The organism is Mycobacterium hippophais (assembly GCF_027529605.1).
Lineage (GTDB): Bacteria > Actinomycetota > Actinomycetes > Mycobacteriales > Mycobacteriaceae > Mycobacterium > Mycobacterium arseniciresistens.
On sequence record NZ_JAPZPY010000001.1, the window covers coordinates 236,749 to 261,919 of the forward strand.

Sequence of the window (25,171 nt, forward strand, 5' to 3'; positions counted from 1 at the left end):
CCGGTGTAACCCCGCCGGTGTCGGAAATCATCCGCGCGTCTCACATCGTGAAACCACTGCTCCTGGCATACCGGCCACAGTAGTCCGCGGGCCCCGCGATGTGACGGCCCGCCGGAGCAAATTGCCGCAGCAACGCTGGCAGTCGCGTATTTTAGGAGATTCGACCGCGAGGAGAAGCCATGTCCGTCTCCGTCCGCTCATATTTGATGACGGGCGTGGCTGCAGTCGGCGCGGTGACGATCGCGGTTCCCTCCCTGCATGTGGCGCCTCCGGACATCGCCGTCGACTCCACGCACGCCCCCACGGCGCCGACGGCGCTGACCGAACTGCTGGAGTCGGCACAGCGGCAGATGGAGCCGTTCCTGCCGGATCCGCAGCGATCGGGCATGCCGGCTCTAGGGCCCCACAGCGTTGTCATTCCCGGGGCGCTGACCTCGGTTCCCCCGCCGCCCACGCCACCGGCATTGCCGGGTGCCGGCCCTGTACCGCTCAACGCGGCCAGTGATCTGCTGATCTCGTCCTACCAGTTCATTCAGGAATGGGTCGACTGGGGCGTCGACGTCGCCATCTATGCGACCCAGGTCTTCGGATGGGTACCGTTCGTGCCGCTGGCCGGCGCCCAGATCGACCTGTTCTACAACCAGCTGATCAGGCCGATCGCCGACAACGTCGTCTATGACTTCCTGGCTCCGGTGCTGAACGATCCTCTCAACCTCGGGGTGTGGATCGGCGGCGCCGCGAACGCGATCGGCGACAGCGTCATCGACGCGATCAACTTCGGCATCCAGGAGTTCAATTACTTCTTCGGCTGGGCCATCCCGCCGGCGCCACCGTTCAGCGTCGCACTGGAGGACGGCCTGACGGGAGTCGCCGCGGAGGAGCTGCCGCCGGTCGCCGACACACCCATCGAAGCCGTCGTGGACGAGGCGCCGCCGCTCGAGGAAAAGCCACTGCAGGTCGAGGTTGATCCGCAGCCCGTGACCGGCGGCGTCGACGTACAGCCGGAAGCCGGCGTCATGGTCGAGCCAGCGCCCGATCTCGTCGATCCCGCGGACGAGGCTCTCGACCCTGCGAGCACACCGGAGATCGTCGAGGATTCCGAGCAGACCGCAGGCGCCAAGCCGCCCCGGGTTGCCAAGCGCGTGAACGAGCGGCTGCGCAAGGTCGCCGACGACGTCCGCACCGGCGTCCGCGGAGCGGTCAGTGAGGCGACGAAAGCCGCCGACCGTATCCGCAGCTCACTCAAGCCGAAGCGGCGGTCGTCCGAGACCGCGGGCGAACGGTCCGACAACGCGGATCCCGGCAACACCGACAACGGCGACGTCGGATAACGCGGTTTCAGGAACGCTGGTTGTGGCGCCAGAGCACCCACACCGGCGCGGCGGTTCCGAGGGCGAGGTACACCAGAACGGCGTAGGCCATCACGCCGGGACCGCCGAACACGATGTCGCCGCCGGGTCCGCCGAGCGTCAGCGCCGCCACGGTCAGTAGCCACGTCCACAGCGGTGTGGCCGCCAATCTGGTCGAGTCGGTCCAGTAGGTGGCCGCCCACACCAGGCCTGCATTGACGACGCCGGCCACGACTGCGCTGATCGGGAACGGCACGACGCCGATACGGAGCGGGAGGAACAGAGCGCCGAGCGCGGCGCAGACGATGCCGTCGACGGCGAGCACGATCAGCACGATGGCCCGCACGACGGGGTCCGACAAGGTGGTGTCCGCGGCAGGAATCCCGCGGGTCTGCTGCGCGGTCAGGTGGGGATGCTGTCGAGCAATCCGGTCAGCGAACCGACCACCCACTGGAAGTTGTCCAGGCGGTCCTGCCAATGCTGCAGGTTGGGGTCAAGGTCGGGGTCCATGGATGTCCCTTCGACTGTCGCTGGTTGACGTGGAGCCTACTCCGTCGGAGTTCGGCTGGGCCAGGGTCAGGCCCGCCAGGAGGTCGGTCTCCCAACCTCGGGCGTCGCGGTCGCCGGACTCCCCCGAGACGAGGACGTAGTGCTCGTGCGCGAGGACCGGCATGGCGAGTGTGTTGGACAACGCGAAGGACTGACCGTTCGGCGCGACGGTGACCTGGGTGGAATGCGCACGAAGGGCCGCGATCTTGGCGGGGAGTACGTCGGTGGCGTCGACGAAGGCGTCGATCCTGTCGTCGGCGTAGCCGAACGGCGCCTGGTCGATGCGGGTCCAGTCCGCCGGGACGTCGCTCATCGACGCGAGAGCCTGTTCGGCGGCGCTGGTGGCGATGACGGTCCAGTAGAACTTGGGCACCCGCCACGCGGCCGCTTCGACCGCGGCGGTGGTGATCCGATGGGCCTGGATGTGGTCGGGGTGGCCGTAGCCGCCGTCCGGGTCGTAGGTGACGACGACGTGCGGGCGAAGGTCGTCGATGATCGCGGCCAGTGCGCTGACCGCCTCGTCGTGGTCGGCGTCGACGAAGCGACGGTGCCGCCGCGGCGGGGTGCCCTCCATGCCGGAGTCCCGCCAGTGTCCGGGTCCGCACAGGTAGTGGGGTGAATCCAGTCCGAGTGCGCGCAGCGCGGCGGTCAGTTCGGCGATGCGGTAGCCGCCGAGTTGGTCGGCCTCGTCCACGGTCAGCTGGCGGTACTGCTCGCCGATGACCTCGCCCTCTTCCCCGAGGGTGCAGGTGACGACGTGCACCTGCGCACCACGGCCGACGTAGTGGGCGATCGTGCCCCCGGTGGTGATCGTCTCGTCGTCGGGATGGGCGTGTACGAAGAGCAGGCGCGGCGTCTCGGGCATCGACGCTGACCCTAGTCCCCGGCCGGCCGGCGTCGACCGGCAACCGGCCGCTTCGACGTCTTCGGGCGGTGCGGTGACGTAGGTTCGCCAGGTGAGCCGGCGGAGCCTCGAGTTCGGTTGCGCAGTAGTGCTCGTCGGCCTCCTTGCCGGCGTCGCGGGGATGGCGACCACGCTGCTCCTGCATGCCGTCGAACACCTCACCTATCACTACTCGTTCGGGACGCTGCTCGACGGTGTGGATAGCAGCAGCCCGGTGCGCCGTGCGCTCGGCCCCATGGTCGGTGGCGCACTCGCCGGATTCGGCTGGTATCTGCTGCGCCGCCGCACCGAGGTGCCGAGCCTGTCCGGCGCCATCGCCGATCATCGGCCGATCCCCCGCATCTCGATGTCGATCGACGCGGCACTGCAGGTCCTCGTGGTGGGGTCGGGCGCGTCGCTCGGCCGCGAGGGGGCGCCGCGCCAGTTCGCGGCCGCGCTTGGCGATGCGGGCACCTCGCGCTGGGCGCTGACGCCGCACGACCGGGAGATCCTGCTCTACTGCGCGGCGGGTGCGGGACTCGCCGCGGTCTACAGCGTTCCCCTCGGCGGGGCGTTGTTCGCCACGCAGATCTTGATGCGCACCTGGCATCCGCGGGCGCTCGGCACCGCCCTCATCACGTCGAGCCTGGCCGTGGCGGTGGCCTCGCCGGTGACTCACGAGTCCCCGCCGCTCGACTGGCCCGACCCGTCACTGTCCTACCTCCTCATCGCCTTCGCGGTGGTGGTCGCACCACTCGCGTTCGGCGTCGGGATGGTGTTCAACCGGTTGATGGCCGCGGCACGGCCGGCGGCAGCGGTGAAGTCCTGGATGCTGGTGCCCGCGGTCGCGGCGGTGGGTCTGCTCGTCGGCGTGTGTTCGCTGCACTGGCCCGAACTGCCCGGCAACGGGAAGAGCATCTTGACCGTCAGCCTCGACAGCGGCATGACGCTGGGCGCCGCCGCGGCGATCCTGCTTCTCAAACCGCTGCTGACCGCGTCGTACCTGCGCGCCGGGGCGGTCGGCGGCCTGCTCACACCGGCGCTCGCCACCGGCGCTGCGATGGGATCGCTTGTCGCGCTGGCCATCTCCACCTGGACAGGGCTTGCGGTCAGCGTGCCCGCCGTGTCGCTCGCCTGCGCCGCGGGCGTTCTGGCGATCACGCAGCGGGCCCCGATGTGGGCGGCGCTCTTCGTCTGGGAACTGGCCAGGCCGCCGTGGTGGCTGCTTGTCGTCTTCCTGGCGGCCGCCCTCGCCGCGCACGGACTGCGGCTCCTGACCGAACGCCGTGCCGACCCGCCGCGTACTACCGGTTCTTGGTCCAGTTTCCGGCGTCGCCGACGATCCCCACCGGGACCGCGCCGCTCAGGCTGACGTTCTGCACGCTCGGGCCGGCGGCCACGATCGTGGTGTCCTGCAGGATGGGCAGCACCGTCGACATATTCCACAGCCGTGGTTCGACGGCCTCGATCACCTCGGCGATCGGCTCGGTGCCGTCCAGCGCCGCATCGATCTTCGGTTGCAGACTGCGGTCACAGATTCCGGTGATGTTGCTCGGTGCCTGCACCAGTTCGCCTGTCTCGGGATCCGGCGGCGGCGCCGACGGCGTCGCGGTGGCGCTCGGGCGTGGTGGCGGGGGCGGTGCTTCGGTTCGGGGCGGCGGCGCCGACGTGGGTGCTGCGGTCGGGACCGGCGTCGCCTCGAGTGCCCGGCAGCCGTAGCGCGACGCCAGTGACGTGGCGAGGTCTCCCCCGGCAGCATGCCAGCCGACCACCGCGTCCACCCGGTTGTTGGCCAGCGCCTCGCCGTAGAGCGTGACCGGGTCGAGCGCCAGTACCGAAGCCTCGATGCCGACGTTGCGCAACTGATCGGCCGCCGTGTTGGCCACCGCCACAGACGTCGGATCGTTTACCGCCACACCGAGAACCAGCGACAGCGGGACGCCGTCCTTGGTGATCCGGCCGCGGTCGCTGTCGGGCGCCGGCGTTCCGGGCGTCGGCGGCGGCGGGTTCTCCACCGGCGCCACCTCGTAGCCCGCGTCGGCGAGCAGGCCGAGTGCCGCCTCGGTGCCCAGCGCGGGCGGTGCGGTCGGCACGTAGCCCGGATCCGACGGCGTCCGGACCTGAGCCTGGGCCAACGTCACGGTGTTGTCGTCACCGGCGCCCACCGACGCCAGCAGATCGACGTCGAACAGACCCAGGATGGCCTTGCGCACCTGCGCTTCGGCCAGCTTCGGCTGCCCCGCCCGCAGCGTCACCTGCATCACGCGCGGTGTCACGATGCGGGCCGTCCTGACGTCGGGTATCGCGCTGAGCTGAGCGAAAGTGGCTGCGCCTCCGTGTATCTGGGCGACCTGCGTATCACCGTTGCGGATCGAGTCGGCGAGCGCGGCAGGTGACCCGCCGCGGCGGAACAGCACCTGGTCGGGTCTGGCCGGACCACTCCAGAACCGGTCATTGCGGGCGAGCAGGATCTCGTCGCGCTGCGGATCGATGTCGTCGACGCGGAACTTGCCCGCGGTGACGGGCATCGCACGCGCCAGACCGGCCCCGAATCCACCCGGTACGTCCTTGACGATGTGCGCCGGGAGGATGTTGTTGAACAGTTCCCGCCACGCCGGGTAAGGCTGAGAGAACGTGACGACGGCCTGTTTGCCACCCTCGACCGACTGGACACCGGTGATCAGGTCATAGCCGGCCGGATCCACGACGCCCGGCTGGCTGACCATCTGCTGCCACAGGTACCAGTAGTCGTCAGCGGCCACCGGCGCGTTGTCGGTCCACTGCGCCTCCGGCTTGATCGTGTAGGTGACGGTGAATGGGTTCCGGTTGGTCACTTCGGCCGACTCGAGCAGCGCGGTGTCGAGTTCCCATCGCGAACCGGTCGGCGACGCCGGGTCCGGCACGGGCCGGAACGAGCTCGGCAGCACCAGCGCGGCGATCGCCGCGTTGACCGGGGACTGGTCGGAGAGCAGATGTGGGTTGAACCCGGGGCCGATCGAGTCGATGGCCATGATGATCTGCGTCGCCTTGGGCGGCGGTGGCGTCACGGACTCCGTGGTCTCGGTGCTCTGCGGCGCGGGCGGTGGGCTCACCGTGCATCCGCCGAGCAGTAACGCCGGCACCGACACCAGTGCGCCGAGCCTCGCGCAGGACTGGCGAGTTCGATTCGGCACGCCCCTCAGGGTATCGGCCGTCCTCCGCGCCGCCGCAGGCGAGCAAATCAGTGGCTTGCCCACGGTGATCATGGCTCCCACGAGCTCGTTTGCTGAGGCGATCCGTAGAACCGGCCACCGCACCCGCCGTGGCCGGTTTCCCGTCGGCTAGTTCTGGGCCTTGGCCCTGGCCTTCGCGCGCGCCCGCAGACTCGCGGTCAGCTCCACCTTGCGCACCCGGACGATCTCCGGTGTGACCTCGACGCACTCGTCCTCGGCGCAGAACTCCATGGCCTGTTCGAGGCCGAGTTCGAGCGGCCGGGCCAGCGTCTCCATGACGTCGGCCGTGGAGGACCGCATGTTGGTCAGCTTCTTCTCCCGGGTGACATTGATGTCGAGGTCCTCGGCGCGCGGATTGATGCCGACGACCTGACCCTCGTAGGTGTCATCGCCCGGTTCGACGAAGAACTGGCCCCGGTCGGACAGCTGGATCATCGCGAACGGCGTCACCGACCCCGTGCGGTCCGACACGAGCGACCCGGTGTGGCGGGCGCGGATCTCCCCGGCCCACGGCCGGTAGCCGTCGAACACCGCGTTGGCGATGCCGGTGCCGCGGGTGAGCGTCAGGAAGTCGGTACGGAAGCCGATCAGCCCGCGGCTGGGCACGATGAAGTCCATCCGGACCCAGCCCGCCGCGTGGTTGGCCATCTCCTCCATGCGGCCCTTGCGGGCGGCCATCAACTGGGTGATGGCGCCGACGAACTCCTCGGGGCAGTCGATCGTCATGGCCTCGAACGGCTCGTGCAGCTTGCCGTCGATCGTGCGGGTGACCACCTGCGGCTTGCCGACGGTCAGCTCGAAGCCCTCGCGGCGCATCTGCTCGACGAGCACGGCCAGCGCGAGCTCGCCTCGGCCCTGCACCTCCCAGGCGTCGGGGCGGCCGATGTCGACGACCTTGATGGAGACGTTGCCGATGAGTTCGCGGTCCAGCCGGTCACGCACCATGCGGGCGGTGAGCTTGTGCCCGGACACCTTCCCCGCCAGCGGCGAGGTGTTGGTGCCGATCGTCACCGAGATCGCCGGTTCGTCGACCGTGATGCGCGGCAGCGCGTGCGCGTGTTCGGGGTCGGCCAGCGTGTCGCCGATCATGATCTCGGGCAGGCCGGCGACCGCGACGATGTCACCGGCGATCGCCTCGTCGGTGGGATTGCGTTCGACGCCGACGGTGGCCAGCAGCTCGGTGATCTTGGCGTTGGTGACCACCGGCACGCCGTCGACCTCGCGCATCCACGCCACCTGCTGGCCCTTGCGCAGCTTGCCCTTGTAGATGCGGATCAGCGCGAGCCGGCCGAGGAAGGCCGACGCGTCGAGGTTGGTCACCAGCGCCTGCAGCGGCGCCTCGGGATCGCCCTGCGGCGGCGGGATGTGTTGCAGCAGAACGTCGAACAGTGGGTCGAGATTCTCGCCCTGGGGATTCTCGCCGTTGGCCGGCTCGATGGTGCTCGCGATGCCCGCCCGGCCGGACGCGTACAGCGTCGGCAGCCCGAGCGCGAACTCCGCCGCCTTCTGCGCCTCCTCGTCGAGGTCCGACGCGACGTCGAGCAGCAGGTCGTGACTTTCGGAGACGACCTCGGCGATGCGCGCGTCCGGGCGGTCGGTCTTGTTGACCACCACGATCACCGGAAGGTGCGCGCCGAGCGCCTTGCGCAGCACGAAGCGGGTCTGCGGCAGCGGCCCCTCCGAGGCGTCGACGAGCAGCAGCACACCGTCGACCATGGACAGGCCGCGTTCGACCTCGCCGCCGAAGTCGGCGTGGCCGGGCGTGTCGATCACGTTGATGACCGTCATGCCGCCGTCGGCATGGTGCCGGTGCACCGCGGTGTTCTTGGCCAAAATGGTGATGCCCTTTTCCTTCTCCAGGTCACCGGAGTCCATCAGCCGTTCGATCGCGTCGTCCCCGCGGTGCGTCAGCGCACCGGACTGCCGCAGCATCGCGTCCACGAGGGTCGTCTTGCCGTGGTCGACGTGGGCGACGATGGCGACGTTCCGAAAATCCACGTCGCTCAGTGTGGCAGCGCCGGACAGCGATCGCGAAATGCAGCAAGGCAGGTCACACCGCCCACGCGGGCCATGGCACAGTGGGTAACCGCATTACCACCACGATCGCGACCGGCAGGGATCCCCAATACGTGACGACGTCGAAGTACGCCGACCTCAGGCCGAAGAAGAAATGCTGTCGCAGCAAGCCGCGCTGCAAGCGCTGCCCGCTGGTCCTGCATCGTGTCCACAAGGCCGAACTCAACGGCATTCGCGGCAAGGAACTGGAGAAGGTGTTCAAGCGCGCCCGAAAGCACTGACCTGCGAGTATCGTCGACGATAGCCGTCGAAAGGCGTCATTCCGGCGGCCGGAGGTACACCATGTCGGTCTACGAGGTGCTCACCGTCACCCTGATCGTCGTGCTGGCAAGCGCCACCGTCATCGCCATCTACATCGGGATGATGAACTGGTTCCGTGCGGCCTACGTCGTGCGGTGCGCCGCGTGTCACCACCTGACGGTCTCGTCGGCGAACGAGCCGCAACAATCCTGCCCGCACTGTCGCCACCCGGTGCTGCTGCATCCGGTGCACGCGGTGCACCACCCGCGCAGCGTGCACCAGCTGCGGGTGGTGGGCGACCGCCTGCGCTACTGACCCGTCACGGGTAGGAGAGCAGCGCCAGCACCCGGCCCTCGGCAGGCGGGGCGGGGAAGTCGGCCTCGTCGAACCCGGTTGAAGGCGAGCACCCCTCGCCAGATGAACCGCAGCACGCGCATGGACCGCGAGACCAATGTGCGGCCGTCCCCGATGGTGCGGACATCGCTGGGGCGCGGGTGACGTCAGCCCGAAGCGAGGGCGGCGGCCAGGTCCGGCAGCCACGCGCGGTCGGCCGGGACCCACGGCAGGCCGTCGAGCTCGTGGGCGCCGACCCAGCGCAGGGCCCGGTGGTCGTTGGGCGCCGGCACACCGTCGGTCTGTGTGACCAGGTACGCGCGCAGCACCATCGTGTCGGTCAGCGCGACGTCGGCGCCGAGTCGCGCGCCGACCGTCACCTCGATGCCGAGTTCCTCACGCAGTTCCCGGATCAGCGCCGCGGCGTCGCTCTCCCCCGCCGCGACCTTGCCGCCCGGCAGCTCCCACAGCCCGGCCAGTTCGGCCGGCCGGGCGCGCTGCGCCACCAGCAGCGAGGTGCCCGAAATCAGTGCACCCGCAACGACGATCTGCCCGTTCATCGTCGCCGACGGTATACCGTCGACGACATGGCTGTGTTAACGGACGAACAGGTGGACGCCGCACTGCCGGACCTCAACGGCTGGGAGCGCGCCGACGGAGCGCTGCGGCGGTCGGTCGAGTTCCCCGCATTCCTCGACGGCATCGACGCGGTGCGACGGGTCGGCGAGCACGCCGAGGCGAAGGATCACCATCCTGATATCGATATTCGTTGGCGGACAGTGACTTTCGCGCTTGTCACCCACTCCGAGGGCGGGATCACGGAGAAGGACGTGGAGATGGCTCGCGATATCGACGGGATCGTCGGCCGGCCGTAGCGATCCAGGCCAGGGTCGCCAGCGTCGCGACGATGTAGATCAGTCCCGCCCAGGCCAGATACCAGGGTCTGCTGATCTCCCAGATGGTGGGCTGGGTGAAGCTGAGCAGCCACGGCACGCCGACCAGGGTGAGCGCGAGCCAGCCCCACCCAAGGATCCGCGCGCCCGGAAGGTCGCGGCGCGGGCCGTGCAGCAGCCAGATCATCAGCGGCAGCACCCAGACCCAGTGGTGCGTCCAGGAGATCGGTGACAGCAGCAGCCCGAAGAGTTGCACCACCACGATGGCGCCGAGGCGGTCGGCACTGCCGCCGATCGCCCGCCACGCCAGCACGGCCAGCACCGCGGTCACCACGATGCCGGCCATCACGACCGGTCCGTAGCCGGCGTCGTGTCCGAGGATCCGTGAGATCCCGCCGCGCCAGGACTGGTTGAACGACGTCCCGATCGGTCCCACCCGGCCGGCGTCGCCGAGCAGTTCGGTGAAGTAGCGCCGGGTCTGGTCTCCGATGACGAGCGCGGCGATCCCGATGGTGCCGGCGAACACGACCGCCGAGAACACCGCGGCGCCCCACCGGCGGGCGCCGACGAGGTACAGCCCTGCCACGGCGGGGGTCAGCTTCACGCCGGCGGCCAGGCCGACGAGCAGGCCCGAGAGCCACCACCGGGTGGTGAGCACCGCACAGAGCACCGCAAGCACCAGCAGCACGTTGACCTGTCCGTAGTCGAAGGTGCTGCGCAGCGGTTCGAGCCAGATGCCCACCGCGGTCCAGAGCATCGCGACCCGCCGGTCACCTGGGGCGCCGCCGGAGAGCAGGCGCTGACTGACCCGCACCACGCCGTAGAGCGCAGCGACGATGCCGACCTGCCACGCGAACGCCACCAGCCCGAAAGGAAGCAGGTGCAGCGGATAGAAGACGATCGCGGCGAACGGCGGATAGGTGAACGGCAGCGGGAAGTCGGGCGTCTGATCGGCGTAGACGTAGTCGTAGAGGGTGCCGGGTTGATCGAGGGCACCGGCGCCGCCGACATAGACGTGCAGGTCGACGAAGTTCGCGCCGTTGGCCGCCAGATAGGTCCAGGCGAATCGGGCGGCGATGCTCAGCACCAGCAGCACGGGCGCCACCGCGGCCAGCTTCGTCGCGAGCGAGCGGTGCGTCGGCCCCGGGCGGGCAGCGGGTGAGGCGTCTATCCCGTCGACTTTAGACATCGGCCTTCAGACACCGGCCCAGTGTCACCGATTACCTACACCTCAGTCACGGTTGCATAAATGCCACACGTGTCACTTGAGTAACACCAGTAACTCCGTAGCTTCGGGTGCAGGCCTGCTGACAACCGATTGGGAGAATCATGAAGTTCACCAGAAAAGCGTTCGCCACCAGCGTTATTGCCGCTGTGGGCGCCGTTCCGCTCGCGCTGGCGTTCAGTGCCGTCGCCACTGCCCAGCCCGCCGCGCCGGCACCCGTTCCGGCGGTGCCGGGTCTCGAGCAACTCGCCAACGCGCCGCAGATGCTGCAGGGCATGGCCTCGGCCCTGACCGGCACCCCCGCCGCGCCGGTCACCCCGGCGCCTACAGCCAGCGCCCAGCTGACGCTGCCGCAGGCGCCCACCGCGCCGGCCGCGACGGCGCCCGCCGCGACGTCGGTGCTTCCGGGTATGCCCGCCACCAGGCCCGCAACGGCCGCGCAGCCCGTGAGCGGACCGACCGGGGCGCTGCCGTCGGCGGACATCAACATCCCGCAGGTGCCGGGTATGCCGGTGCCGCTGCCGCAGAAGATCTCGCTGCCCGGTGACCTCGGCGGGCTGGCGTCGCTGATGCCCGGCGGCTCACCGCTGGCCAACCTGGCGCCGAAGGCCACGCCGGCCGTGCCCGCGGTTCCGGCCGCACCAGTGGCAATTACCGCACCGGTGGCAGCAGCCGCACCGGTGGCAGCGGCCGCACCCGCGGTGCCGGTCCTACCGGCGGCACCCGCGGCCGCGGCGGCGATGTTCCCCGTCTCCGCCCTGCCCTGATCACGCCCCACCACACCGTCTAGGAGTGCCATGTCACGGATCAGGACACTGCTCGCCGCAGCGGCCGCGGTCGGCTCGTCGGCCGCCCTGCTGCTGAGCAGCGCAACAGCTCACGCCCAGCCCGCTCCTCCGCTGCCGATCGACGCGCTGCAGGCGCCCGGTCTGCCGGCCATGGAGAGCCTCGGGCCGGCCATCCAGCAGGCGGCGGCAGACCCGAACAACGCCGTGTCGATGCTGATGGCCGCCGCTGCGGCGTTCGCCGGAAACTCGGCGGCGCCACCTGATTCGCGCAACGTGGCCACCGCGGTCAATCAGTTCGTGGCCGAACCGGTCGCCCATGTCCCGGCGGCCGGGGCGGTCCCGGGGACCGAGGCGCATCTGCCTGCCGGCGTCGATCCCGCGCATGCGGTCGGCCCGGCACCCGAGGCCGCTCCGGACGCCGCTGCGCTGGCGGCTCCGGCTCCGGCACCCGAGGCGGCTCCGGCTCCCGCCCCCGAGGCGGCTCCGGCTCCGGCTCCCGAGGCGGCTGCAAACGCTCCGGCTCCGGCACCGGCGGGACCGGCTCCTGCGCCCGCACCGGAAGGCGCCGCGCCGGCTCCGGCACCCGCACCGGGCGGCCCGCCGACGTTCAGCCCGGACAGCCCGCCGACACAGGACTTCATGTACCCGTCGATCAGCAACGGGTGCACGAAGGACGGCGGAAACGTTCTGGCGACGGCGATCTCGGTGGCCGGGCCGGCGAAGATCCCGACACCGGGGCCGGGCCCGGGACAGACCGCCTACGTGTTCACCGCGGTCGGCACGCCCGGACCCGCGGCCGAGCAGGCGTTGCCGCTCAACGTCACCTGGGTCAACCTGACCACCGGCAAGTCCGGGAGTGCGACGCTCAAGCCGCACGCCGACATCAACCCCCAGGGGCCGACGACGATGACGGCGATCGCCGACACCGGGTCGGGCAGCATCATGTCGACGATCTTCGGTCAGATCACCACCACCGAGAAGCAGTGCCAGTTCATGCCGACCATCGGGTCGACGGTCGTGCCCTGACCCTGATACGAAACGGAATTCCCGGCCGTCGAGCGTGCTCGACGACCGGGAATTCCGTTTCTCGGGTGGTCTAGTAGGCCATGAAGAGGATGGCGTCGCGGTCGTAGTCGCGACCAGGATGCGCCTCGCTGAGGTGGGCCTGAGCCTTCTCGACCAGGTCGTCCTCGTCCTTACCGGTGATGGCTTCCCCGCACGGGCAACTCAGATGTGTCTTCATGGGTCCATTCTGCACACATGCATCACCGGGCATGTCGGGATATGCCGACGCCGAAACTGCGCCCAGGGCTGTCAGCCGCGCTCGACGACCCTGTGCGCAGTCTCGCGGAGAAAGTCAGGCCTTCGCGGCCTTGGCCGCCGCCTTCGCCTGCTTCTTGTACGAACGCACCCGCTCCAGCGACCCGGCGTCGGTGACGTCCGCGACCGACATGTGCGAGCCCGCCTTCCCGTAGTCACCCGCCGCCTCGCGCCAGCCCTTCGGCGTCACGCCGTACTGCTTGCCCAGCAGCGCGAGGAAGATGCGCGCCTTCTGGTCGCCGAACCCGGGCAGCCCCTTGAGCCGGCGCGCCACCTCGGCGCCGTCGGGATCGCCGTCGGTCCACAGCGCGGCGGTGTTCCCCTCGTACTGGTCGACGATCACCTGCGCCAACGCCTGGATCCGCTTGGCCATCGACCCCGGGAACCGATGCACCGCAGGGCGTTCGGCGCACAGTGCGGCGAACGCCTCCTGGTCGTACTCGGCGACCTGGTGGGCGTCCAGACCGCCGAGCCGGTCGGCGAGCTTCTTCGGCCCGGCGAAGGCGACCTCCATCGGGATCTGCTGATCGAGCAGCATCCCGACCAGCAAGGCGAACGGGTTGTCCTCCAGCAGAGCGTCGGCCGCCGGATCCTGGACAAGCTGCAGTTTCGGCACGGCGCCAGTCTAAGGTGACCAGAGGCTGGTGAGGTGACATGTCTGGCGAGCTCGCGTTGGTGCTGGCGGCGGTCCTGCTGCTGGCGGCGGTCGCCGCTGCGGTCGCGGTGGTGCGCACCCGCCGCGTCGTTGCCACCCCGACCGAACGCGCAGTGCACGCCGCGCTGCACACCGCGTCGCTTGCGGCCCGCGCCCTGCGACAGGGCCTCGACACCGAGTCCGCCCAGACGTCAGCGCCGTTCCTGCGCGGCCTGACCGGCGCCGACGGCGTGGCACTGTTCGGCCGCGACGGTGAGCTGCTGGCCCGCGACCCCGCCGACGACCCGGTGTGGACGGCCGCCGTCGTCGACGATTGCGAACGCACGGCGGCGCAGTCCATCTCCGGCGAGCGCCGGGTGCTCGAGGCCGGCCGGACGTCGGCGGTGGTGGCCCAGCCGCTGCTGGCCGAGGACGGCGACGTGCTCGGCGTCCTGGTCGTGGTGACCACCCGCACTCCGGGCCCAGGCCTGCTCGGCGCCGTCGGCGAGGTCGCCCGGTATGCGGCCAGCCAGCTCGAGCTCGCCGAACTCGACGCGTCGCGGGCCCGGCTCGACCGCGCCGAGGTGCTCGCGCTGCGCGCCCAGATCAGCCCGCACTTCATCTACAACGCGCTCAACACGATCGCCTCTTTCGTGCGCACCGATCCCGACCGGGCCCGCGAGCTGATCCTCGAGTTCGCCGACTTCACCCGCTACTCGTTCCGCGCGGCGGGCCCGTACACCACGCTGGCCGACGAGCTCCGCAACATCGACCGGTACCTGACACTCGAGCGCGCCCGGTTCGGCACCGCGCTGGACGTCCGCCTGCAGGTGGCTCCGGAGGTGCTCAACGTCGTCGTGCCTTTCCTGGCCCTGCAGCCGCTGGTGGAGAACGCGGTGCGGCACGGCCTGGCCGGGCAGGCCGGCGGCTCGGTCGAGATCATCGCCCGCGACGAGGGGTCGGACTGCGTCATCACCATCGAAGACGACGGCGCCGGAATGGATCCCGCAGCGCTGAGGGCGGGCTCGGGCGACGCGCTGAACGCGGCGACCACCGAGTCGGCGCACGTCGGCCTGACGAATGTGGATCATCGCCTGCGGGCGGCGTTCGGCAACGATTACGGTCTGGTGGTCGAAACCGCGATCGGTGCGGGCACCAAGGTGATGATGCGGGTGCCGAAGTTCCGGTCCGGTGTCCGGGCCGGCGGAGGAGCGTTCGGGTGAAGGTCAGATGACCGGCCTGACGGTGCTCGCCGTCGACGACGAGGCGCCGGCTCGCGACGAACTGGCCTACCTGCTCGGCCGCCATCCCGGTATCGCCGAGGTACACCGCGCCGCCGACGCCACTTCGGCACTGCGGGAACTCAACCAGCGCACCATCGACGCGATCTTCCTCGACATCAACATGCCGGGGCTGTCCGGCATCGAACTCGCCGGCGTGCTGGCCAACTTCGCACATCGGCCCGCGGTGGTGTTCGTCACCGCGCACGAGGACAAGGCGGTCGCGGCGTTCGACGTCGGCGCCGTCGACTACCTGCTCAAGCCGATCCGTCAGGAACGCCTCGACGAGGCGGTGCGCCGCGTCGTGGCTGCGCGATCCGCCGAACCCGCGTCCGCGGAAGCCGCGGCGGCGCCGGAGTCCGACGTCATCCCCGCCGAGGTGGGTGGCGTCACCCACCTGGTGCCGCGCGAGAGCATCGGGTGGGTGGAGGCGGACGGCGACTACGCGCGGCTGCACTCGGCATCCGGCTCGCACCTGGTGCGGATCCCCCTGAGCACTCTCGAAACACAGTGGCGCAACTACGGTTTCCAACGCATCCACCGCTCCTACCTGGTGGCGCTGCGACTGGTGACGGGTCTGCGCACCGCCGACGGTGCGGTGCTCGTGCGGTTGCGCGCCAACGGCGCGTCGCCCGCCGTCGAACTCCCGGTGAGCCGGCGCCAGGCCCGGGAACTGCGCGACCGTGTGGTGCGTGATCCCATGCGGCACCTCAAGCCGGCCGGTGGCGATGACTAGCGGCGGCCACCCCGACCGGCCCCAGCGCGAGCGCGTCGTGCTGGCCCACCGCCGCGGCGCACGCATGGTTCGCACCCGCGTCGAGGTGCAGGAGCAGACCCAGGTCGGCGACGCACTGGTGCGCGGCCTGGTGCGGGCGCAGTTGGGCCTGGCGCTGCGGCTGGCCGCCGTGGTGATGTCCGCCGTCACCGCGATCGTGGTCGCGAACAGCGCCTTCCCCGGCCTCGCCGACATCGACGTGGCCGGTGTCCGGGCCAACTGGCTGATCCTCGCGGTGCTGGCCTACCCGCTGTTCTACGGCGTCGGCCGCCTCTACGTGCGGTTGGCCGAACAGGCGGAGCGGGACTTCGTGCGCGTCGTCGACAGCGAACCGTGACCGGCTCCCCGCTGACCGCGGCCGCACTGCTCGTCTCGGCGCTGGCCACCATCGCGATCGGTGCGTACGGAGTCCGGTTCTCACGCACCACCTCCGACTTCCTGGTCGCGTCGCGCAGCGTCGGCTCGCAGTGGAACGCCGCGGCGATCTCCGGTGAGTACCTTTCGGCGGCATCGTTTCTCGGTGTCGCGGGCCTGATCGCCAAGTACGGCGCCGACGCGCTGTGGTACCCCGTCGGCTTCACCGCCGGTTACCTCGGGCTGCTGCTGTTCGTGGCGGCCCCGCTGCGCCGCTCGGGCGCCTACACGGTGCCCGACTTCGCGGAGTTCCGCCTCGGCTCTGCCCGGCTGCGCAAGATAGCGATGCTCACCGTCGTGGTGATCTGCGTGTTCTACCTGGTGCCGCAGTACCAGGGCGCCGGGCTGGCGCTGAGAACGCTTCTCGGCGTTCCGGTCTGGATCGGGCCGCTGGTCGTCGGTGCGATCGTCGTGACCAACGTGGTCGCAGGCGGCATGCGGTCGATCACCTTCGTTCAGGCGTTCCAGTACTGGCTGAAGCTGACCGCCGTCGCCATCCCCGCACTGGCGCTCACCGGGTTGTTCTTCACCGGCGGCGGCGAACTCGGTGGTCCGCTGCCGCCGGCCGTGCAGCAGGACACCACCGTGGCGATCGAGACCGACGTGGTGGTGCAGGTCGCCGCGCCGGCCGGGATCGCCGTCACCGGGATTCTCGACGGGACGCCGGTGACCGACGCCGCCATCGGCACGTCCGGCGAGCACACCCTGGGTGCGGGCAGCACGCTGACCCTCGCCGCCGGAACGCCCACCCCCGTGGTCGCGGGCACCCCCGGCGCGGGCTCGGAGTGGCTGGCCTCCGGCGGTGGTCTCGGCGGGAGTCATCCGCTGTACCAGGTGGTGTCGATCATCATCGCGACGTTCCTCGGCACCATGGGCCTCCCGCACGTCCTGGTGCGCTTCTACACCAATCCCGACGGCCGGGCGGCGCGCCGGACCGCGCTGGCGGTGATCGCGCTGCTGTCGCTGTTCTATCTGTTCCCGACGTTGCTCGGGGTGTTCTCCCGGTTGTACGTGCCGCAGCTGCTCATCACCGGAACCGCCGACGCCGCTGTGCTGCTCGCACCCGGCGCGGCGGTGGGCGGACCGGGCGGACAACTCCTCGCCGCGCTCGTCGCGGCCGGGGCGATCGCCGCGTTCCTGGCGACCTCGTCGGGGCTGCTGGTCAGCATCGCCGGCGCCCTGGCCACCGACGTGCTGCGCGGCCGGGTGCGTGACTTCCGCGTCGCCGCACTGGTCGGTGGGGTGATCCCGATCCCGTTGTCGCTCATCACCTCCGGCCTGGAACTGTCACGCAGCGTCGGGCTGGCGTTCGCGGTGGCCGCCTCCACGCTGTGTCCTCTGCTGGTGCTCGGCATCTGGTGGCGCGGGCTGACCGCTCTCGGGGCAGCCTGCGGGCTGGTGGTCGGCGGGCTGGTGTCCGGGACGGCGGTCACCCTCGCGATCACCGGCGCCGTCGACGAACAGGCACTGGGCGGCTGGCCCGCGGTGGTGACCGGCTATCCCGCTGCCGTGAGTGTGCCGCTGGCCTTCGCGACGATGATCGCCGTCAGCCTCTGCGACCGCCGCGGCGCACCGCGCGACGTGGCACAGATCTTCGCCCGCATGCACGTCCCGGAACGACTCGGGATGGGCATCGAACGGGTGCCCCGCGGCTGACCCGCCGTTCGTCGTGGCCGATCGACCGCTCACCGCAGCCGACGCCGTCCTCGCCGTGTGACCTGCGGGAAAGACGGGTATGTGACCCACATCTCAGCTAGCTTCGCCGATGAGCCGGTTCACACACACGAGGTCAGGAGTCACCGTGCCCGAGACCATGCCCTCGGATCCCGCGGCCGCCATCAGCGGCCAGCGGTATCTCGAGGTCCAAGCCAGTCCGGAATTCCAGGAGTTGCGAAGCAGGCTGCGCCGCTTCGTCTTCCCGATGACCGCGTTCTTCCTCATCTGGTACGGCATCTACGTCGTGCTCGGCGCCTTCGCGCACGACTTCATGGCCATCCAGGTGTGGGGCAACATCAACGTCGGGCTGATCGTCGGCCTTGGGCAGTTCCTCACCACCTTCCTGATCACCGGGCTCTACGTCCGCTTCGCCAACCGGGAACTCGACCCCCGCGCCACGAAGATCCGCACCGAACTGGAAGGTGAGCTCAAGTGAGCGTCCTCGCCGCCGAGACGGTGGGCAACACCGCTGCCAACATCGGCATCTTCGCGCTGTTCGTGGTGATCACACTGATCGTGGTAATCCGGGCCAGCCGCAACAACCAGACCGCCGACCAGTTCTTCACCGGTGGCCGCGGATTCTCGGGGCCGCAAAACGGCATCGCGATCGCCGGCGACTACCTGTCGGCCGCCAGCTTCCTCGGCATCGCCGGCGCCATCGCCGTCTACGGCTACGACGGCTTCCTCTACTCGATCGGCTTCCTGGTGGCCTGGCTGGTGGCGCTGCTGCTGGTGGCCGAACTGTTGCGCAACACCGGCAAATTCACGATGGCCGACGTGCTGAGCTTCCGGCTCAAGCAGCGCCCGGTCCGGGTGGCGGCCGCGACGACGACGCTGACGGTGTCGCTGTTCTACCTGCTGGCCCAGATGGCCGGTGCGGGCGGGCTCGTCGCGCTGCTGCTCAATGTCACGAGCAAGAGCGGGCAGGCCGTCGTGATCGCCGTGGTCGGCCTGCTGATGATCGTCTACGTCCTCGTCGGCGGCATGAAGGGCACCACCTGGGTGCAGATCATCAAGGCGGTGCTGCTGATCACCGGTGCCGGACTGATGACGATCATGGTGTTCGTCGAGTTCGGCCTGAACTTCTCCGAGATCCTCGGCTCGGCGCAGGCCGCCATCTCCGGCGCCACCACCGACGGCGTCGCCAGCCGCGACGTGCTCGCCCCCGGCGCACAGTACGGCGGGTCGCTGACGAGCCAGATCAACTTCATCTCACTCGCGCTCGCCCTGGTGCTCGGCACCGCGGGCCTGCCGCATGTGCTGATGCGGTTCTACACGGTGCCGACGGCCAAAGAGGCCCGCCGGTCGGTGGTCTGGGCGATCGCGCTCATCGGCGCGTTCTACCTGTTCACCCTGGCGCTGGGCTACGGCGCGGCGGCCATCGTCGGACCCGACCGCATCCTCGACGCCCCGGGCGGGGTCAACTCCGCGGCACCCCTGCTGGCCTTCGAACTCGGCGGGGTGATCCTGCTCGGCGTCATCTCGGCGGTCGCCTTCGCGACCATCCTCGCCGTGGTGGCCGGGTTGACGATCACCGCGTCGGCGTCGTTCGCCCACGACATCTACGCGTCGGTTCTCAAGTCGCACAAGGTGACCGAGGCCGAGCAGGTGAGGGTCTCGCGTATCACGGCGGTGGTGCTGGGCGTGCTGGCGATCGGTCTCGGCATCCTCGCGAACGGCCAGAACGTGGCGTTCCTGGTGGCTCTCGCCTTCGCCGTCGCGGCGGCGGCCAACCTGCCGACCATCGTGTACTCGCTGTACTGGCGCCGCTTCAACACCCGCGGCGCGCTGTGGAGCATGTACGGCGGCCTGATCTCGACGATCGTGCTGATCGTGTTCTCCCCGGCGGTGTCCGGATCGAAGACGGCCATGATCCCCGGTGTCGACTTCGCGTTCTTCCCGCTCGCCAACCCCGGCATCGTGTCGATCCCGCTGGCGTTCATACTCGGCATCGTCGGCACCTTCACCTCGCCCGACGACGAGGACCGCGAGGTCGCCGCCGAGATGGAGGTGCGGTCGCTCACCGGCATCGGCGCGGAGAAGGCCGTGGCGCACTGACCACCGCGCCGCACACGAACGGAATAACCGGGGCCGCCGGCGTCGCTGTCATCAGATATGTCTGACAACGCGCCGGCGGTGCCGTCTGCCCCCACCGACTCCACGCCGAGGGCCGGCCGCTTCGCCCTCCCGTTGCTGGCCTACGCCTTCGCCGCGATCATGGTCGGCACCACGCTGCCCACGCCGATGTACGCGCTCTACGCAGAGCGCATGCACTTCGCGGTGCTCACCACCACCGTCATCTATGCCACCTACGCCGGCGGCGTGCTCTTCGCGCTGCTGGCGTTCGGCCGCTGGTCCGACGCGATCGGCCGACGCCCGATGCTGCTGGCGGGAGTGGTGTTCGCCGTGGTCAGCGCAGCGGTGTTCCTGGTCGCCGACTCGGTGCCGGTGCTGCTGGTCGGCCGGGTGCTGTCCGGACTGTCGGCGGGCATCTTCACCGGCACCGCGACCGCGGCGGTGATCGAGGCCGCGCCGCCCCGCTGGCGCGACCGGGCGGCCGCCGTGGCGACCGTCGCCAACATCGGCGGCCTCGGCCTCGGCCCGCTGCTGGCCGGGCTGCTCGTGCAGTACGCGCCGCAGCCGTTGCACCTGGCCTTCGTCGTGCACATCGCGATGGCCGCACTCGCCGGGATCGCAGTGTTCGTGGTACCGGAGACGTCGAGCCGGGCCGGACGGATCGGCGTGCAGCGGCTGTCCGTGCCCTCGGAGACCCGCGCGGTGTTCGTCGTGGCCGCGCTGGCGGCCTTCGCGGGGTTCGCCGTCACCGGGTTGTTCACCGCGGTCGCGCCGTCGTTCCTGGCCGGCGTGGTGGGCATCGACAACCACGCGGTGGCGGGTGCGATCGCGTGCTCGATCTTCGCGGCGTCGGCGGTGGCCCAGGTGGTGGCCCGCCGGACCGCACCGCAGCGGGCCGTGGCCCTCGGCTGTGTGATCCTGTTCGCCGGCATGGTCATCCTCGCTGTGGCGCTGGCGTTCTCGTCGCTGGCGGGTCTGCTCGCCGCCGCGGTGGTGTCCGGCGTCGGTCAGGGCATCAGCTTCAGCCGCGGGCTCGCCGCCGTCGCCGAACGCACCCCGCCCGACCGGCGCGCCGAAGTCAGCTCCACCTACTTCGTGGTCGCCTATGTCGCGATCTCGGTGCCGGTCGTGGGCGAGGGCCTGGCCGCCCAGCACCTCGGCCTGCGCACCGCGGGAATGAGTTTCGCGATCGCGGTGGCCGCGCTGGCCGCGGTCTGCCTGCTCGCGATCCTCGCCCAGGAGCGACGGATGAGGGCGAGCACGGGCGCCGGCTGACGAGTCGTCACGGATAGGACAGCGGCGCGCCGTCCCGATGCGCGAGCAGGGTCGTCATCACCTGGATGTCTTGCGCCTGCTCGTTGATCATCACCGCGGCGGCCCGCCGTACCGGGTCGGTGCCGGTCTGCCGCACGACGTATGACGCCATGTCGATGCCGCCTTGATGGTGGCGCACCATCAGTTGCAGGAACAGCACCTCGTTGTCGCGGCCGGTGCTGCGCTGCAGCCGGGTGAGCTCGGCGGGTGAGGCCATCCCCGGCATGGCCATCGGAGCGTCACCGGGATGGTGGTGCCCGTCGTGGCCCATCCACGCCATCGGGGTAGTCGCGGCAGGCGGTGCGTCGACGAGCTGAAGCCAACCGGTCATCTGGCCGATCTCGGTGAGCTGGGTGAAGCGGATCTGCTCGGCGAGTGCGCGCACGTCGGGCTCGGCGTCACCGACGAGCATGTCGGACATGGTGACCGCCTGTTGGTGGTGGGCCGACATGTCCTGGGCGAAACCGATGTCGACGGCCGTCATCAGCACCGGGCGCGGCGGTGGCTGGCGGTACGCGAGCACGATCGCACCGCCGAGCACCGCCGCGGCGAGCAGCGCCACGATCCGCACCACGACCGTCCGCGTCATCGCGGCAGATATACGGCGGGGTCGAGCCGCAACGCCATGAAGCCGTTGTCCGAGCAGGTGACGAGGAGCATGTTGCCGCGGAACTCCGGCGGCGACATGCACCAGTCGGCCGACAGGTCGAGCCTGATGATGCGGCCGTCCCGGATGATGTCGTTGCCGTTGATCTGCCCGTTGAGGATGGCCTGGGCGATGGCGATCGCACTGCTGGCCGGCGGAACGATGATGCCGCCGAACCGGACGTGCTGCGAGTTGGGCAGCCGGTCGTTCTTGCCGGTCTGCGCCGGCGGGTTGAAATAGGCGATCTCTGAGATGTTCTCGGGATCGCGGACGTCGAACACCCGGATGCCGGACTGCGTCCACCCGCAGGCCAGCGCCTGCGGATTCTCCCGTCGGTCCACCGCGCAGTAGTGCGACTCGTAGCCGAAGGCGCCGCTGCTGGATGCGGTCGCGGCCCACGTGTCGAGGTTCTGCGGCAGGTTGATCTCGAGCTTGACGGTGTTCTTCAGCCGGAGGTCGGCGGGGTTGGCGGCGTCGAAGACCTTGACACCGCCGGAGCCGAACTCGTCGACGTTGAACAGGTGCGGTGTCCCGGCATAGGTCACGTAGATGCTGTGCTGGCTGATCAAGCCGTCACGCCAGTGCTTGTAACCGCGCAGCGGCAACAGCTGGTGCATGGTCGTGCCGGGCGCCACCCGGTCCTGGACCGCCGAGGTGTCCAGGATGTTGAGGCCCTGGGCGGTGGACATGTACATGGTGTCGCCGTCGGGACTGAATTCCATGCCGTGGCTGGCGAATCCGGCGGGCGCACTCCAGACCACGGCCGGGTTCGCGGGATCGGCGATGTCGACCGCGCTGGCCCACATCTGCCCCGAGGCCCAGTAGGTGTTCCCGTCGGGCGAGAATCCGCCTTCGTGGGTCAGCATCGGAATCCGCACGCCGGGCAGCGAACCGCGCCCGAGGTTCAGCAGGCGCGGATGGGCGCAGTCGGTGGCGATGTCGTAGATCGAGATGTAGCCCAGCCCCATCACGAACGGCACCCCGGTGCCGGCCAGTAGGCCACGAGCTTCGTTGATCTTCAAAGACTCCCAGGTGCCGTTCACCATCGCCGGCTCGCTGAGCATCGCAGTGGGTCGCGGATTGGCCGGATCCGAGACGTCGAGCACCTGCACGCCCTGGGTGCGGGGGAACGTCGACCCGATGTAGACGCAGTTCTTGTACGACGCGCTGATCCAACCGGCGCCCGGCCCCTGGAACTGGCCGAGCAGATCGATGTTGCAGTGGTAACCCTCGGTGCTGCGGCGGGAGTCGCGATCGGCGAGCGGAACCTCGCCCTGCAGGCCGTTCTCGGTGCGGTCTCCGGGCCGGCACGTGGCCGCGGGCACCGCCGTCGGCCAGATGTCCTTCGACTCGTCGAAGCCCGGAGGAAGCGTCGCCCAGGCGTTCGTCCCGCCGGCCCCGATGAGCATCAGCAGCACCGTCATGACCACGAGGACCCGCTCGCGCGCCCGCCCGCCGATCCGGCGGCCCTCCCCCGCCGGAACACATCTGCCCATGACCGGAACGTAACATTCTCTAACTTATTAGAGAACATAATGCGAAGAATGGATATCTGTCGCGAGCGACAATTGCTGTCCGCCGCAGTGACTCGCAGGTCAGGCTGGGACCGCCCTGCAATAGACTCGAAACATCGCAGCACGCAGGAAGTACGACGCACCGCAGCGCCGGCGGGACCTCGCCGACGCGGGTATCGCCCTCCTGGGCACCGACGGCTCGCGCGGTCTGAGTCATCCGCGCGTGGACCGGCATGCCGGCGTCCCGGCGGGCACCACGTCGTTCTACTTCCGCACCCGCAAGGCTCTACTGCACGCCATCGGCAACCGCATCACCGAGCTGGATGTCGCCGACCTGTCGCTGATGGCGGAGTTGGGTCATGACGAGGCCGGCGGCTACTCGGGCACCCTCGGGCTGGCCCAGTTGGTGATGTTGTCGGGCACCGAGCCGTATCTGACGCGGACGCGGGCACGATTCGAGATCGTCCTCAGTGCCCGCCAGGACCCCGAACTCGCTGAGACGTCCCGCAACTACGGCGTGCGCTTCTATGCCCTGGCTCGCGATGTGATCGCGCAGTGGTACGACGATCCCGACATGCCGGACAGCGTGATCGAGGAGCGGGCCGTCACCGTCCTGACGTTCATCAGCGGTGTGATGACCAGCTTCGTCAACGGCTATTCCGTCGTCTCCGACGCCACCCATCTCGACCGGCTGATCCGCCAGATCCTGCGGAGCAGCGACCTGGCGTGACGATCAGGACAGGAACCGACTGACGTACGGCGCGAACCGCTCTCGCAACTCTCCCTCGTCGATGCCGAAGTCCCGCCACGACGTCGAGATCCTGCCGAGCCGCCCCCGCTGGTGCCCGTCGAGGTAGCCGGCCATCGCCGCGCGCGCCTCGTCGGTCAGCGGTTCTCCGGCCAGCGCGTACACCGCATCGGCGACGCGCATCTCGTCGGCCACGAAGTCGTCGAACCGGACGTCGATCGAGCGGTCCCGTCCGAGCAGGTCGCGGTCCCGGATCAGTGCGGCGAGCATCTGTTCGAGCCGCTCGACCCACATCGCCGCCGTGTCATGCACCGGGACCGGGTCGCGGTGCATCCGTGCCGAATAGGTGATCATCGCGATCATCGACAGCGCTACCGGCACCGGATCGCGGTGCGTGCACACCACCACCGCGCCGGGGAAGATCCGGTCCAGCACCGGTAGCTGCTCGAGATGCTGCGGTGATTTGAGCAGCCAGCGCCTGCCGCCGCGCAGGAACTGCATCGCCTTCAACTGCGTTGCGAGATAACGGTAGTGCGGCCCCTGATCGTGACGCTGATAGTGGTCGCGCCAGCGCGGCACGTCGGCCATCGTCTCGAACAGCATCGTCGAGAAGTCGTTGGCCAGCAGCTGGATCTCCTCGTGCACGTGGTCGGTGGTCATCTCGTGCATCAGCCGGAAGTGCGGCATCACGACGTCCATCACGGTCACGGCGGCGTCCATGCGCAGCCGGCGGGGATCAGGTTCGACGCCCTGCTCGCCCGGCATCGGGAACGGCTCGACACTCTCCCAGTACGGCATCGTGCGGAACGTGGTCGGCGCTGCCAGCAGATTGTGCAGATGGGTGGTGCCGGTTCGCGGTAGGCCGGCGATCACCACCGGCGGCAGCAGTTCGATGTCATGGATCTCGGGATGGCGGGTCAGCAGGTCGGTGAGCAGCAGCCGGTTCTTCAGCAGCTGCACGAGCATGACATGGAAGTTGACCACACCGGGACCGTGCAACCCGGAGATCTCCTGCAGCGCAGCGAGATAGACATCGAGACGGTCCCGGTAGTCGTCGGCGCCGAAGTCGTGCAGCCCGGTCTCGGCACTGGCCTTCGCGTGCAGTGCGGCCGCGTCCAGCGGGCAGGCCGCCGCCATCATGGCCATCATGTCGCGGATCTGCTGCGCGTCGGCGCTGAACCGGGGG

The 25,171-nt window shown here is 69.8% G+C and carries 25 protein-coding genes and 1 pseudogene; 15 read left to right on the forward strand and 11 right to left on the reverse strand.

All coding sequences use genetic code 11. The annotated features are described in order from the left end of the window. The first annotated feature begins 179 nt into the window (after window positions 1–179). Window positions 180–1,331 (forward strand): hypothetical protein, encoded by a 1,152-nt coding sequence (locus tag O6P37_RS01110; protein WP_269892343.1) that lies wholly within the window; start codon window positions 180–182, stop codon window positions 1,329–1,331. A gap of 7 nt (window positions 1,332–1,338) precedes the next feature. Here O6P37_RS01110 and O6P37_RS01115 read toward each other — a convergent pair whose 3' ends face one another. Both O6P37_RS01115 and mshB read right to left on the reverse strand, forming a co-directional pair. After that, the gene (locus tag O6P37_RS01115; protein ID WP_408633087.1) at window positions 1,339–1,800 is read right to left on the reverse strand and encodes a hypothetical protein; all 462 of its coding nucleotides are present in this window, start codon (window positions 1,798–1,800) and stop codon (window positions 1,339–1,341) included. 120 nt (window positions 1,801–1,920) lie between these two features. Then, window positions 1,921–2,763: pseudogene (gene mshB / locus O6P37_RS01120) on the reverse strand (N-acetyl-1-D-myo-inositol-2-amino-2-deoxy-alpha-D-glucopyranoside deacetylase); the annotation flags it as partial. A gap of 91 nt (window positions 2,764–2,854) precedes the next feature. On the opposite strand from mshB, the gene O6P37_RS01125 reads away from it, so the two are divergent. Beyond that, complete coding sequence (locus tag O6P37_RS01125; RefSeq protein WP_269892344.1) at window positions 2,855–4,153, forward strand: chloride channel protein; 1,299 nt, start codon at window positions 2,855–2,857, stop codon at window positions 4,151–4,153. Here the strand turns inward: O6P37_RS01125 and O6P37_RS01130 are convergent. Further along, the gene (locus O6P37_RS01130; protein WP_269892345.1) at window positions 4,086–6,026 is read right to left on the reverse strand and encodes an ABC transporter family substrate-binding protein; all 1,941 of its coding nucleotides are present in this window, start codon (window positions 6,024–6,026) and stop codon (window positions 4,086–4,088) included. The genes O6P37_RS01125 and O6P37_RS01130 overlap by 68 nt on opposite strands. Window positions 6,027–6,101: 75 nt before the next feature. After that, window positions 6,102–7,991, reverse strand: coding sequence for a translational GTPase TypA (typA, locus tag O6P37_RS01135; RefSeq protein WP_269892346.1), 1,890 nt, complete (start codon window positions 7,989–7,991; stop codon window positions 6,102–6,104). 131 nt (window positions 7,992–8,122) lie between these two features. On the opposite strand from typA, the gene O6P37_RS01140 reads away from it, so the two are divergent. Both O6P37_RS01140 and O6P37_RS01145 read left to right on the forward strand, forming a co-directional pair. Then, window positions 8,123–8,290, forward strand: coding sequence for a hypothetical protein (locus tag O6P37_RS01140; protein WP_264014649.1), 168 nt, complete (start codon window positions 8,123–8,125; stop codon window positions 8,288–8,290). A gap of 61 nt (window positions 8,291–8,351) precedes the next feature. Then, window positions 8,352–8,624: a hypothetical protein gene (locus tag O6P37_RS01145; protein WP_264014648.1), complete on the forward strand. Its 273-nt coding sequence runs from the start codon at window positions 8,352–8,354 to the stop codon at window positions 8,622–8,624. 185 nt (window positions 8,625–8,809) lie between these two features. Here O6P37_RS01145 and O6P37_RS01150 read toward each other — a convergent pair whose 3' ends face one another. Continuing rightward, window positions 8,810–9,202, reverse strand: a complete 393-nt coding sequence (locus O6P37_RS01150) for a (deoxy)nucleoside triphosphate pyrophosphohydrolase (protein ID WP_269892347.1) — start codon at window positions 9,200–9,202, stop codon at window positions 8,810–8,812. A gap of 27 nt (window positions 9,203–9,229) precedes the next feature. Between O6P37_RS01150 and O6P37_RS01155 the strand changes: the two genes are divergently transcribed. After that, window positions 9,230–9,517, forward strand: coding sequence for a 4a-hydroxytetrahydrobiopterin dehydratase (locus tag O6P37_RS01155; RefSeq protein WP_264014645.1), 288 nt, complete (start codon window positions 9,230–9,232; stop codon window positions 9,515–9,517). Here the strand turns inward: O6P37_RS01155 and O6P37_RS01160 are convergent. Next, complete coding sequence (locus tag O6P37_RS01160) at window positions 9,459–10,724, reverse strand: mannosyltransferase (RefSeq protein ID WP_269892348.1); 1,266 nt, start codon at window positions 10,722–10,724, stop codon at window positions 9,459–9,461. The two genes, O6P37_RS01155 and O6P37_RS01160, sit on opposite strands and share 59 nt — an antisense overlap. Window positions 10,725–10,864: 140 nt before the next feature. On the opposite strand from O6P37_RS01160, the gene O6P37_RS01165 reads away from it, so the two are divergent. Further along, the gene (locus tag O6P37_RS01165; RefSeq protein ID WP_269892349.1) at window positions 10,865–11,527 is read left to right on the forward strand and encodes a hypothetical protein; all 663 of its coding nucleotides are present in this window, start codon (window positions 10,865–10,867) and stop codon (window positions 11,525–11,527) included. Window positions 11,528–11,557: 30 nt separating this feature from the next. After that, window positions 11,558–12,574: an Rv1157c family protein gene (locus tag O6P37_RS01170; protein WP_269892350.1), complete on the forward strand. Its 1,017-nt coding sequence runs from the start codon at window positions 11,558–11,560 to the stop codon at window positions 12,572–12,574. 70 nt (window positions 12,575–12,644) lie between these two features. Here the strand turns inward: O6P37_RS01170 and O6P37_RS01175 are convergent, their stop codons facing one another. After that, window positions 12,645–12,791, reverse strand: a complete 147-nt coding sequence (locus tag O6P37_RS01175) for a DUF1059 domain-containing protein (protein WP_264011275.1) — start codon at window positions 12,789–12,791, stop codon at window positions 12,645–12,647. Between the two features lie 114 nt (window positions 12,792–12,905). Then, window positions 12,906–13,484 (reverse strand): HhH-GPD-type base excision DNA repair protein, encoded by a 579-nt coding sequence (locus O6P37_RS01180; protein WP_269892351.1) that lies wholly within the window; start codon window positions 13,482–13,484, stop codon window positions 12,906–12,908. A 38-nt stretch (window positions 13,485–13,522) separates the two neighbouring features. Here O6P37_RS01180 and O6P37_RS01185 point away from each other — a divergent pair, with 38 nt between their 5' ends. From O6P37_RS01185 to O6P37_RS01215, 7 genes are all read left to right on the forward strand, one after another. Continuing rightward, entirely contained in the window at window positions 13,523–14,725 is a 1,203-nt protein-coding gene (locus tag O6P37_RS01185; RefSeq protein ID WP_269892352.1) for a sensor histidine kinase, read from the forward strand. Window positions 14,726–14,732: 7 nt separating this feature from the next. Next, window positions 14,733–15,518, forward strand: coding sequence for a LytR/AlgR family response regulator transcription factor (locus O6P37_RS01190; protein ID WP_269892353.1), 786 nt, complete (start codon window positions 14,733–14,735; stop codon window positions 15,516–15,518). After that, the gene (locus O6P37_RS01195; protein WP_269893136.1) at window positions 15,511–15,894 is read left to right on the forward strand and encodes a hypothetical protein; all 384 of its coding nucleotides are present in this window, start codon (window positions 15,511–15,513) and stop codon (window positions 15,892–15,894) included. The genes O6P37_RS01190 and O6P37_RS01195 overlap by 8 nt, the downstream gene beginning before the upstream one ends. Then, the gene (locus O6P37_RS01200; protein ID WP_269892354.1) at window positions 15,891–17,627 is read left to right on the forward strand and encodes a sodium/solute symporter; all 1,737 of its coding nucleotides are present in this window, start codon (window positions 15,891–15,893) and stop codon (window positions 17,625–17,627) included. The genes O6P37_RS01195 and O6P37_RS01200 overlap by 4 nt, the downstream gene beginning before the upstream one ends. Window positions 17,628–17,784: 157 nt before the next feature. Continuing rightward, window positions 17,785–18,123: a DUF485 domain-containing protein gene (locus tag O6P37_RS01205; RefSeq protein ID WP_269893137.1), complete on the forward strand. Its 339-nt coding sequence runs from the start codon at window positions 17,785–17,787 to the stop codon at window positions 18,121–18,123. Next, entirely contained in the window at window positions 18,120–19,745 is a 1,626-nt protein-coding gene (locus O6P37_RS01210) for a solute symporter family protein (protein ID WP_269892355.1), read from the forward strand. The genes O6P37_RS01205 and O6P37_RS01210 overlap by 4 nt, the downstream gene beginning before the upstream one ends. 57 nt (window positions 19,746–19,802) lie before the next feature. Then, complete coding sequence (locus tag O6P37_RS01215) at window positions 19,803–21,038, forward strand: MFS transporter (RefSeq protein WP_269892356.1); 1,236 nt, start codon at window positions 19,803–19,805, stop codon at window positions 21,036–21,038. 7 nt (window positions 21,039–21,045) lie between these two features. Here O6P37_RS01215 and O6P37_RS01220 read toward each other — a convergent pair whose 3' ends face one another. Beyond that, complete coding sequence (locus O6P37_RS01220; protein WP_269892357.1) at window positions 21,046–21,666, reverse strand: DUF305 domain-containing protein; 621 nt, start codon at window positions 21,664–21,666, stop codon at window positions 21,046–21,048. Further along, the gene (locus O6P37_RS01225) at window positions 21,663–23,219 is read right to left on the reverse strand and encodes an LVIVD repeat-containing protein (RefSeq protein ID WP_269892358.1); all 1,557 of its coding nucleotides are present in this window, start codon (window positions 23,217–23,219) and stop codon (window positions 21,663–21,665) included. The genes O6P37_RS01220 and O6P37_RS01225 overlap by 4 nt, the downstream gene beginning before the upstream one ends. Window positions 23,220–23,460: 241 nt before the next feature. Between O6P37_RS01225 and O6P37_RS01230 the strand changes: the two genes are divergently transcribed. Continuing rightward, the gene (locus O6P37_RS01230; RefSeq protein ID WP_269892359.1) at window positions 23,461–23,967 is read left to right on the forward strand and encodes a TetR/AcrR family transcriptional regulator; all 507 of its coding nucleotides are present in this window, start codon (window positions 23,461–23,463) and stop codon (window positions 23,965–23,967) included. 3 nt (window positions 23,968–23,970) lie between these two features. Here the strand turns inward: O6P37_RS01230 and O6P37_RS01235 are convergent, their stop codons facing one another. Then, window positions 23,971–25,134, reverse strand: coding sequence for a sulfotransferase family protein (locus O6P37_RS01235; RefSeq protein WP_408633108.1), 1,164 nt, complete (start codon window positions 25,132–25,134; stop codon window positions 23,971–23,973). Between the last annotated feature and the right edge of the window lie 37 nt (window positions 25,135–25,171).